This window comes from Streptococcus suis (genome assembly GCF_046032115.1).
GTDB classification, from domain to species: Bacteria; Bacillota; Bacilli; order Lactobacillales; family Streptococcaceae; genus Streptococcus; species Streptococcus suis_AJ.
On sequence record NZ_JARQOZ010000020.1, the window covers coordinates 2096 to 13860 of the forward strand.

The 11765-nt window shown below is 39.5% G+C and carries 4 protein-coding genes and 2 pseudogenes; 5 read left to right on the forward strand and 1 reads right to left on the reverse strand.

The window, feature by feature from the left end; genetic code table 11:
- The 5 genes and pseudogenes from P7J36_RS07130 to P7J36_RS07150 form a co-directional block, all read left to right on the forward strand.
- A partial coding sequence (locus P7J36_RS07130; RefSeq protein ID WP_408562440.1) for a ZmpA/ZmpB/ZmpC family metallo-endopeptidase occupies positions 1-5010 on the forward strand: 5010 nt, incomplete at its 5' end.
- A 599-nt stretch (positions 5011-5609) separates the two neighbouring features.
- On the forward strand, positions 5610-5936 hold the full coding sequence (locus P7J36_RS07135) for a nucleoside triphosphate pyrophosphohydrolase family protein (protein ID WP_408551717.1): 327 nt from the start codon (positions 5610-5612) through the stop codon (positions 5934-5936).
- 13 nt (positions 5937-5949) lie between these two features.
- Positions 5950-7899, forward strand: a complete 1950-nt coding sequence (gene thrS / locus P7J36_RS07140; protein ID WP_408551718.1) for a threonine--tRNA ligase — start codon at positions 5950-5952, stop codon at positions 7897-7899.
- 74 nt (positions 7900-7973) lie between these two features.
- Entirely contained in the window at positions 7974-10358 is a 2385-nt protein-coding gene (locus tag P7J36_RS07145) for an nSTAND3 domain-containing NTPase (protein WP_172107874.1), read from the forward strand.
- 9 nt (positions 10359-10367) lie between these two features.
- Positions 10368-10517, forward strand: a pseudogene (locus P7J36_RS07150) (His/Gly/Thr/Pro-type tRNA ligase C-terminal domain-containing protein); the annotation flags it as partial.
- An 86-nt stretch (positions 10518-10603) separates the two neighbouring features.
- Here P7J36_RS07150 and P7J36_RS07155 read toward each other — a convergent pair.
- Positions 10604-11645, reverse strand: a pseudogene (locus P7J36_RS07155) (acyltransferase family protein).
- Positions 11646-11765 lie beyond the last annotated feature (120 nt).

Sequence of the window (11765 nt, forward strand, 5' to 3'; positions counted from 1 at the left end):
GAAGTTCCCAAGGATGCCCCAAGCCATGAACTGCCAAGCCTAGATATTGTAGAAAGTGATGCAAGCCGTACCGAACCAGTTGCCTATGAAACCCAAGAAGTTCCCAATAGCGAACTCCTAGCAGGTGAGACCGTTGTCAGCCAAGAAGGCGTAGAGGGCGAGCGTACCATTGTCACCCGTAGCTATATTGTTGATGGTCAGGTTGTTAAGACTGAGGAAGTTTCGAATACGATAACGACCCCAGCCACTCCAAAAATCGTTCAAGTCGGTACTAAGGTTGTAGAGGAAGTTCCCAAGGATGCCCCAAGCCATGAACTGCCAAGCCTAGATATTGTAGAAAGTGATGCAAGCCGTACCGAACCCGTCGCCTATGAGATCCAAGAGGTTCCCAATAATGAACTCCTAGCAGGTGAGACGGTTGTCAGCCAAGAAGGCGTAGATGGCGTACGTACCATTGTCACCCGCAGCTATATTGTTGATGGTCAGGTTGTTAAGACTGAGGAAATTTCGAATACGATAACGACCCCAGCCACTCCAAAAATCGTTCAAGTCGGTACTAAGGTAGTAGAAGAAGTTCCAAAGGATGCCCCAAGTCTTGAACTGCCAAGTCTAGATATTGTAGAACGTGACACGACCCGTACCGAACCCGTCGCCTATGAAACCCAAGAAGTTCCGAATAGCGAACTCCTAGCAGGTGAGACGGTTGTCAGCCAAGAAGGCGTAGATGGCGTACGTACCATTGTCACCCGCAGCTATATTATTGATGGTAAGGTTGTTGAGACCAAAGAAATTTCGAATGAAATTACTACAGATCCAAGACCAAAGATTGTCCAAGTCGGTACTAAGGTAAAAGAAATACCAACAATTACAATCACTTCTATTACAAAAGATGAAAATGCAAAATCGGCAGAGGCTAGTTTTGAATTATCAGATAGGACTCAATCATACATTTCAGCGGTTGCTCAGCTCTATCAGGGAGACCAGCTTGTAAGAGAAATTCAAATTGCAGATGTGACTGCACCTCTCGCATTGACAGGTTTGGATTACTATACAGACTATACTCTAAAAACAATTGTTACCTATAACGTGGGCAAGGGTCCAGAGACAAAACTGCAAGAAAGTACACAAGATTTCCGCTTGGATTATAAGAAGATTGAAATTAAGGATATCGACCAAGTGGAGTTATATGGTCTTGACAATGGTCATTATCGTCGGCAATTGTCATTAACTAGCCAATCGGTCAATTTGGACAACTACTTTGTAAAAATCAAATCAGATCGTTTCAAAGAATTACTTCTTCCAATCTCTAAAATTGAAGAAGTAGAGATAGATGGTCAAACCAAGTTTAAATTGACTGTCGAAACTGATGAACTGGTTCAGGACACAGGAAACCAATACAATAAAAATCATAGTTTTTATGTGGACAAACGAGTAGAAAGCCAGAACGGTGTATACACTTCTTTCAAAGAATTGTTAACAGCAATAGAAAACGACCCAGCAGGAACCTACACACTTGGTGCAGATATGACTGCTGACGAAGTTGACTTAGCTACAGATGCCCTCTCTTATGTTACATCTACCTTTACAGGTCGTTTGAATGGTGCTCATAATGGCAAATCGTACGCTATCTATAACCTTATTCAGCCACTATTTAATATCATCAAAAATGCTACGGTTGAGAATGTAGACTTGATTGACGTTGCGATTACTTCTAAGACAGAAAAAGTCGGTGCACTTGCTAAAACAGCAACTGGAAGTCAGATAAGGAACGTTTCAGTAGAAGGTAGCATTTCAGCTCCTACAAGTATCGGAGGGCTTGTCTATCTCGCAAATGGTGCAACTAAGATTACGAATAGTTCCTTTAAAGGTCAGCTTGTAGCAATAGGAACCAATTCAGGAGGTTCCAATATCGGAGGAATTGCAGGCTGGGCACAGGACAACCATACTACGCTCAGTCAAGTACAAGCTGATGTAGCTATAACTCTCTCTGCTAAGAATAACAACTACCGAGCAGGAGCTTTAGTAGGACATGTCCAAAATAGTGCTCGTTTGCAAGATGGAGTAGCCAAGGGAACAATTGTAAACTTGACAACAGCTGGTCAGGTCGGCGGAGTAGTTGGCTCAACCTGGAGTTCTGGATTTGTAAATAATGTTGTCAGCACTGTGCAAGTAACCAATGGTAAGCGAGTTCATGGAGATACCGCCTATGGTTCGGCCCCTATTACCAATACATTTGTTACTGGTTCGGCTAGCGGTGCTGCAGATAAGTGGAGTACCGAAATTTCAGAAACGGAGGCGGCAAGTAAAATTGCAGCTATGGGAATTACTGCTACGGTAGCAGATAGTCTGAACAACCAAGCTAAGAATTTGTATAGTGTGGACTATAGCTCGTTAGATAAAGCAAATCCTGAACGTGCTATTGCTTATGCTAATATGGAGAAATTACTACCATTCTACAACAAGGAATATATTGTTTACCAAGCTAACAAGATGGTCTTGACAGACAAACTAGCTAAAACTAGATTGTTAGATGTTATTCCAATGGTAGATAATACTATTGTGACGGATCCAAACAGTCAAAAGCAAGCTATCAACCGTATTATGCTCCATTATGCTGATAATACAATTGATTATTTAGATGTTGCTTTCAAGGAAGATTTTGTAAATAGCCATGTATCTGACTATACAATTGTAGGAACGGATTTACTCTATACTCCAGAAACATTCTTATCAAACTACGATGGAATGGTACATCGCCTTACAAATGATATTTCGAGTTTAGTATTTAACTCTGATAAAGTGAAAGCGGTGTTGGGAATTGTAGAGCCTACGACACCACCAACAGAAAATGAGTTGAAGAACTGGGCATCGGATTTGGGAGTTCCATCAACTACTGAACAAAAACCATTGTGGGCACTGTATTTGGAAGATAGTTTCAATAGTGTGCGGGATCATCTCGCGGAAGATTTACGGAAAGTGTTGGCTTCTGATAAAGCTATCAATAGCCTAGGTGCATCGGTTGAGAATTATCTAGTTCAGAAGATTTCTCAAAATAAAGAAGCATTGGTGCTGGGTCTTGCATATCTGAAACGTTGGTATAATATTGATTTCGGCGATTTAAATACTCGAGATTTGACAGTCTTTAAACAAGACTTCTTTGGTAATCAGGCAACTTCTACACTGGATGTTATTATTGCTTTAGGGAATTCAGGTTATGACAATCTTCGTCCAAAGAATAACGTTCAGACCTATGCTAATTCTTTACAGTTGGCCAAAGGAAAAGCAACTCTATTTGATTATCTTTCAAGTTATCGCCAATTGTTTGTACCAAACAAAACAAATAATGAATGGTTGAAAGATACAAGTAAGGCCTATATTGTAGAAATGGCTTCAAATGTTGAAGAGGCTGCTAAGAAGCAAGCACAAGCGACACCGGATAGTCGCTACGCACTAGGAGTCTACGATCGCATCACCAAGGCGAGCTGGGGACATCAAAACATGCTCTTACCTCTTCTGACTCTCCCAGATGAAAGTATGTATATCATTTCTACCATGTCAACACTATCGTTTGGGGCTTACGATCGTTACTTGTATGATTCCGCATCAAATGGTATGAAATTTGAAGAGTATATGCATCAGATTGTTGATAGAGCAGCTGTTTGGCAACGAGATCATTTTGATTATTGGTATAGCATTTTGACAGAGGAATCACGTGAAAAACTATTCCAGTCAGTCTTGAACTATGATGGATTTAATTTCCGTGACTCAGCAAGTAAGGCTACTTGGAAGAGTCTTCAAAATACGGAGCGTTCTTCTATTGCTAACTTCTTTGGTCCAGTAGGTAAATGGTATGCAGCGAATGGATCAGGTGCGTATGCAACAGGCTCATTGACGCATTTTGTTGTTGATAGAATGCTCGATCAATATGGCACTTCCATCTTCACTCACGAAATGGTTCATAACTTTGATGGAGGAATTTATTTCGAAGGAAATGGTCGTCGTCAAGGTTTAGGTGCGGAACTATTTGCCCTTGGTCTTTTACAAGCTCCAAATGGTAATCAGGCACGTTCGTTAGGAATTAATACTGTTTACTCTGGAAATGAAGACTCTATAACCCGCTATCATGCTGCTAACCCTGCACAGCGTTATAAAAATGTAGCAGATTTAAATACCTACGTTCACAATATGTTTGACGTTATCTATTTGCTAGACTATTTAGAAGCGAAGTCTGTTTTGAAGCAAAGCGATACTGTCAAGCAGAAATGGTATAGGGTCATTGATAATTACTATATCAAGGATAAAGAAAAGAACACGCATGCAGGAAATACAATCCGTCAGCTGACAATTGAGGAAGCTGCAAAACTGAATACCATCGATGATTTGGTTGACAACAGCATTATCAACCGTCGTGAATATTGGGACACGCATGCTGGCTTAACTCGTAATGGTTATTATACCGTAAGTCTCTTTTCTCCAGTTTATTCCGCCTTATCTAATCCAAATGGTTCTCCAGGAGACTTCATGTTCCGTCGTATGGCCTATGAATTGATGGCAGAAAAAGGCTATGTAGAGGGCTTCATTCCTTATGTATCTAATCAACTTGGTAAAGAAGCGGAAGCGGCTGGGGAACTTGTGTATGATGGTTGGTTTAGACGAAATGTTGGGCTCATCACAGATGACAGAGTCTTTAAACATATTTTTAAAGATGAGTATGCTGATTGGGCAACATTTAAGAAAGCTATGTACCAAAATCGTATTAATCAACTTGACAACTTGGTTGACTTCACAATGACCTACGAATTGGATAAGCCAAACTCAACAAAACAAGTTACGATTAGTTCTTTTGCAGATTTAGAAAAGCTTATGGATGAAGCTGTGGCTCAAGATATGAAGAGCATTGATATTGTACTTGCACACAATGAGTCAAGTTGGGTCAATGTCCTCAAACAACGGATTTATAATGCTCTTTTGAGAAATACGGATGATTTCAGAACTTCTATTTTTAAATAGTATGAGAAGAAGGAGCGAACTGGTTATATGGTAAACGGTTGTCCCTCCTATCGTTCTAGGACTGTAAAGTTATCTGTAAGTCGTTGCTTTCAACCAAAGCTCTAGATAACAGCATGCTGTCAAGTGGATATATCGTCATTTAGTTGACTTTTATTACTTTGATGACTGAAAACCTCCTCAGGAGCTTTTCAGTCATCAAATCAAGTCAACAAGGGCTGAGTTTGATTTTCGAAGAGTATTAAAGTAGACATAGTTGATTTGGTTTGATGCAGTGAAGAAACGAAGAAATGAACCAAGTGTATGTCATGCATAAAAAATAAAAAATCCTTGAAAAATCAGAAAAAACTGCTATAATAGTGCGTAGAGATTTATCAATTCTAGGAAATCTTTGAGAGAGTGTGCGGTGGGTGCAAGCACATAGAGGATAGGATTGACACTACTCGGTATGATTTTATGCAAACATAAAAGGGTGGTTCCCTTATCGCCAATCTGAGGTAGTCAGGCTTTTTAGCGTGACTGCGAATGAAGGTGGAACCACGTTACGACGTCCTTTTACGAGGGCGTCGTATTTTCTTTTTTGACCAAACAAGGAGATGAAGTTGACCAGCATTCCACAAGAAACGATTGACCGTTGCCTAGCCATTCGCAAGGCTTACAGAGAGTTGGAGGTCAAGCACCACGACAAAGAGTGGTCTATTGAAGAGGACCTCTTGGCTTTGACCAATGATATTGGCAACATGAACCGCCTGATTATGACCAAGCAGGGTCGTTACTATGATGAAACGCCCTATACCTTGGAGCATAAACTGGCTGAAAATATCTGGTGGTTGATTGAACTGGCCGACCGCCTGGATATTGACATTCAAAAAGAAATGGAAACCTTTTTAACTCAAAAAGAAGAGTTATTGGGGATAAAAAATAAATAAAAAGGAGATAAATATGATTAACATTACTTTCCCAGATGGTGCTGTTCGTGAGTACCAAGCTGGTGTGACAACTTTTGAAATTGCGGAGAGCATCAGCAAGTCTTTGGCGAAAAAGGCTCTTGCTGGTAAGTTCAACGGTAAATTGATTGACACCACTCGTGCTATCGAAGAGGACGGCACGCTTGAAATCGTAACGCCCGACCATGAGGATGCTTTGGACATCTTGCGTCACTCAGCTGCTCACTTGTTTGCCCAAGCGGCTCGTCGTCTTTTCCCAGACATCAAGTTGGGGGTTGGTCCAGCTATTCAGGACGGTTTCTACTATGACACGGATAATGCGGCTGGTCAGATTTCAAATGAAGACCTGCCACGCATTCAGGAAGAAATGATGAAGATTGTCAAGGAAAACTTCCCTTCAGAACGCCGTGAGGTGACCAAGGAAGAAGCTCTTGAGATTTTCAAAAATGATCCATATAAGCTGGAATTGATTCACGAGCACTCTGATGACGAGGGTGGTTTGACTATTTATACCCAGGGTGAATATATTGACCTCTGCCGTGGCCCACATGTTCCGTCAACAGGCCGTATCCAGATTTTTGAATTGCTCAATGTGGCTGGTGCATACTGGCGTGGTAAGAGCGAAAACCCAATGATGCAACGTGTTTATGGTACAGCTTGGTTTGACAAAAAAGACCTTAAAAAATACATTCAAATGCGTGAGGAAGCCAAAGAGCGTGACCACCGTAAACTTGGTAAGGAATTGGATCTCTTCATGATCAGCCAAGAAGTTGGTCAAGGCTTGCCATTCTGGTTGCCAAATGGAGCGACTATCCGTCGTACCTTGGAGCGTTACATCACAGATAAGGAATTGGCTTCTGGTTACCAGCACGTATATACGCCACCGTTGGCTTCGGTTGAGCTTTACAAGACCTCAGGTCACTGGGAACATTACCATGAAGATATGTTTCCAACTATGGATATGGGCGACGGTGAGGAGTTTGTTCTACGTCCGATGAACTGTCCACACCACATTCAAGTTTATAAAAACCATGTGCGTTCATACCGTGAACTGCCAGTGCGTATCGCTGAGCTTGGTATGATGCACCGCTATGAGAAATCAGGTGCATTGACTGGTTTGCAACGGGTACGTGAGATGACTCTTAACGACGGTCATATTTTCGTGACACCTGAGCAAATCCAAGAAGAGTTCAAAAAAGCTCTCCAGTTGATTATCGATGTGTACGCAGATTTCAACCTAAACGACTACCGTTTCCGCCTGTCTTATCGTGACCCAGAGGACAAAGAGAAGTACTTTGACAACGATGAGATGTGGGAAAATGCCCAGCGTATGCTGAAGGGTGCCATGGATGAAATGGGCGTGGACTACTTTGAAGCAGAGGGTGAAGCAGCCTTCTACGGTCCGAAGTTGGATATTCAGGTGAAAACTGCCCTTGGTAACGAGGAAACTTTGTCAACTATTCAGTTGGACTTCCTATTGCCAGAACGTTTTGGTTTGACCTATATTGGTGCTGACAGTGAGGAGCACCGCCCAGTCATGATTCACCGTGGTGTTATCTCGACTATGGAACGCTTCACTGCCATCTTGATCGAAACCTACAAAGGTGCCTTCCCAACTTGGTTGGCTCCAACCCAAGTGACCATGATTCCAATTTCTGTGGAGGCTCACTTGGACTACGCTTGGAAGGTTGCTAAAGAATTGCAAGACCGTGGCGTTCGTGTACATGTGGATGAGCGGAATGAGAAGATGCAGTACAAGATTCGTCAGAGCCAGACTAGCAAGATTCCATACCAACTCATCGTCGGTGACAAGGAAATGGAAGACAATGCTGTCAACGTCCGTCGCTACGGAAGCAAGGCAACGCAAACTCAGTCTATTGCAGAATTTGTGGACCATATCTTAGCAGATATTGCTCGCAAATCACGTCCAGCTGAAGCTGAATAATTAGCAAGAAGTCCGAAAGGGCTTCTTTTTTGGTATAATTTATATAATAAAAGATGTTTGGAGTGGAGATTGTTATGAGGGTTCCTACAGAATTTTTATCACCAGATGATTTTGAAAAATTTTCTAATAGAATTGTTGAAAAAAGATTTAATACTAACATCATTGATTTTGGTGAAGGTCCAGATGGCGGTATAGATGGAATGGATGATTCGGTGAATCCGACAATAATAGTACAATCAAAAAGATATCAGAGTTCAACCCAACCTTCCAAAATGATTAAATTGATTTCGGAAGAGGTTGAGAAACTTGAAAAATTGAAAGATGAAAAAAATTTTGTCAATCAGTTTGAGTATATCGTAGTTACGAGTGCTTCTTTGAATCCCGACTCTAGGAAGAAAATTAGAGAATTAAAACCAGAATGGATAAAGAGTGACGAACACATTATTGATGCAGGCGAGCTTGAAAAACTATCAAACGATACAAATTATCAAGACATTTTTAGGCAATATAATTTATTAAATGGTAAATTAATTCAAGAGTTTAGGGAAATGAGAAGGGAGATACATGATTTAGAATCAGAATTATTTTTCGATGATTTTGATAGACACTACTTTGTTGAAACAAGAGCTGGCCGACTAGTTTATGAAACATTAATGAGGCATCGCTTAGTTTTTCTAACAGGTCAACCGGGTGTAGGTAAGACGGAAACAAGTAGGTATTTAGGTTTTTTGTTTTCAAATAGACTTGATACATCGGCATCTGTTATTCAAAGAAGTATTGATGATGTGGATGATGTGGTTGAATTATATAGTTCAGCTTACAAGGATGAGAATGCAGTCTTATTAGTTATTTTCGATGATTTTTTAGGGCGAAATACTTTTGATAAAGCTGAACACCACTTGAGTAAAGTTAGTAAATTGGTGAAGCTAGCACGAAGAGTGGATAATTTATACTTGATTTTCAATACGCGGACTCAGATATTACAGGTGGCGAGCCAAGCAAATATTGAGTTTGGAAATTATATTGAGGACTTAGAAGGTAAAAAGGTTACAATAGATGTTTCTCGATTCACTGATGAGGAGAAGGCTCTGATTTTGAGAAAGAATTTCGAGAAAGAATTTCATCAAAATCTCGAAAAACAGACGATTTTATCCAATTATGAACAATTAAGGGAGAAGGAAACCTATTTATCTATTGTTAAACATAAAAATTATTTTCCACGATTGATGGAGGCAATTGTTAGAGAGGCGCGGAAAGAGCACGAAGACTATGGAAAATACATTATAGATATTTTAACAAACCCCACTAAGCTATATGATGAAATCTTTGAAAAATTAACCAGTAATCAGCAACGATTTTTATACCTTTTTGCTTCGTTCAATGAGTATCCAATAAATTTTGAGAAAGTAAAAATTGCCTTTCAGAAAATTCAAAGTGAGATGGGGACTATCCAAGACATTATAAGGGTATTGGAAGATTCTTGGGTCAATTTATATCATTATGATGATGGTTCTATGATGCTAGATTTTAAGAATCCGTCGATATTTGACTATCTATTTCATCGGCTTAATAATGATAATTATGTAAAGAATCAACTAATTGATAATTCTATCTACCTTCAACAGTTGAGAAATTTAGATTTTGGAAAATTCCAATCTGCTATTATCAGTTGGAAAGGTTTTAGGGATACAGATGAATTTATTGGAAATAAACTCTTGTCAATAATTCGAGGTGATGAAACCTATAATAGAAGACTCTTTTTAGATTTTATCTATCAGTTTAATGGAACTTTTTATACACAAGGGTCTAAATTAAATAATTTCTATTCCAGGGACTGGACTGATTTGGTTTATGAAATTGAGATTTCTAAAAAGCCATCGTTAAAAGTTGATTTCTTGCATGAGTTACTGTACTCAGAGCAAAATAAACACTTGGTTGAAAAGATTTTTGATGAGCAAGTAGATATAGGGAAACTAGGAAGAAGTCTTAGTTCCTTGTTTGATGAAGTGTATTCTGTAGATTTTGATCAAAATGAAGTGATTGACTCTGGAGAAGAAGAGACAGGAGTAAATCTATTTTCAGAATTTATGGATGTGGCGCTAATGTGGATAGAGAGGGAAGCTGACAATGATCCGTATTATTGGGTTGAACAGTACTTTGACAATAATTACGGAGTTGATGTACAAGATTATATAGAAAGTTCTACTGAGTTAAATAGTAGGGTAATAGAATTTTATATTTCTGAGTATGTAGAGAGTGTATTGACAACTACCCAATTAGAGGCTCTAGATTTTGAGAAATTAGAAGATAATTTGAGGGATATTTTTGATTATGGAGTTTCAGATTATATAAGTGATTATATAGAGTCTAGATATGGGGACGCGGCGGAGTATGAGACAGATTATAGGAATAGATCTACTCGAACCATCTCTGATATACTAGATAGGCCTCTAACTTAGTATTGATAACTCATCGTCGGTGATAAGGAAATGGAAGACAATGCAGTCAATGTTCGTCGCTACGGAAGCAAGGCAACGCAAACTCAGTCAGTATCAGAATTTGTGGACCATATCCTAGCAGATATTGCTCGCAAATCACGTCCAGTTGAAACTGAATAAGAATGATAAAGTAAGAAGTCCGAAAGGGCTTCTTTTTTGACAGCAAAAAATCCCAACCAACTGGCTGGGAGTGCTAGTATTACATACTATTCCTGCTTCTTCTGGGGATAGGAAATCAATTTCCCTTGAAATACTTTATCCAGTACAGGAATTCTTTTTATGATTAACAAGACTAGGGTATTGATGATAAGGAGTATTCCAAAACTTAGGAGGATAAGGAGAGGTGTAGAAGAATCTAAAAAATATTTCTTAATGAAAAGAGTGAGAATAGTTAGGATATAGGTATGGATTAGATAAAAGTATAGTGAATATTGGCCAAACCAGGATATGACTGTAGGCAATCTTTTCTCAAAAGTGATTATGATAGAGACTATCAGGTAGGTCATAGCCAGTCCATTAGCATACCTTAGGAAGGTGTGGAATGCTAGGTGCTGATTTGGATAGGTTTGGTAGGACTGTAAATAGATTAGATAGAAGATGGCAATCAGACTAGTCAATCTGTGAAAAACTATTGGTATAATCACTTTCTTGTGGATTTCTTTTTTGGCAACATAAAGACCTAAACCATAGAATAGTGGTAAAGAAGTTAGGTGTTGTAGTCCGATTGGTAGCTGGCTGATATTGAGCGGACCACCCCATAGGACAGCAAAGAGTGCAAAGAGACAGCTACTGATTAAGTAAACGGCAGGGCTGAGCTGCACCCCTTGGAGAATAAGAGTAGCGGTGGTTATAAGGATTAAAAACCATATATACCACATAGAGGTATCTGGTAGGAGAAAATTAGAAAGAAAATGACTTGGGTCTACTTTATCAACGGTATGGCTTGAAAAGAGGATTTTGCTAATGACAATACCGCTACCAAATACTGCGTAGATTTGTAACAACCGATATATATATATATATATAAGTATTATTTATCGTTCTTGGTTTTAAGTAAAAATGATAGAAGCTAAAGCCACTGACGAACACGAAGAAGGGCATAAGAAAAGAATGGAGCCAGGCTTCTAGTCGCCAAAGGGTGACATCGGTATATGGAAGAGCGTTTCGGATATAACCGACCGTATGCAGAAATAAGACAGCCAAAATTCCAAATCCTTTCAGCTGGTCAATATAGATGAGTCGTTTCATAAGTTTCTCCTTTATTTTACTCTAAACTATTTGGGAACAGAGTGATTTCCAAAACGGTTCGAGTATATTTTCTTTGATTATACCATAAAACCAGCTTTCCGAAGAAAACTGGTTCAGATT

Bases quoted from the DNA above. Each gene is read 5' to 3' on its own strand.
- thrS (WP_408551718.1), top strand. From the start codon at position 5,950: ATGATTAACATTACTTTCCCAGATGGTGCTGTTCGTGAGTACCAAGCT.
- P7J36_RS07145 (WP_172107874.1), top strand. From the start codon at position 7,974: ATGAGGGTTCCTACAGAATTTTTATCACCAGATGATTTTGAAAAATTT.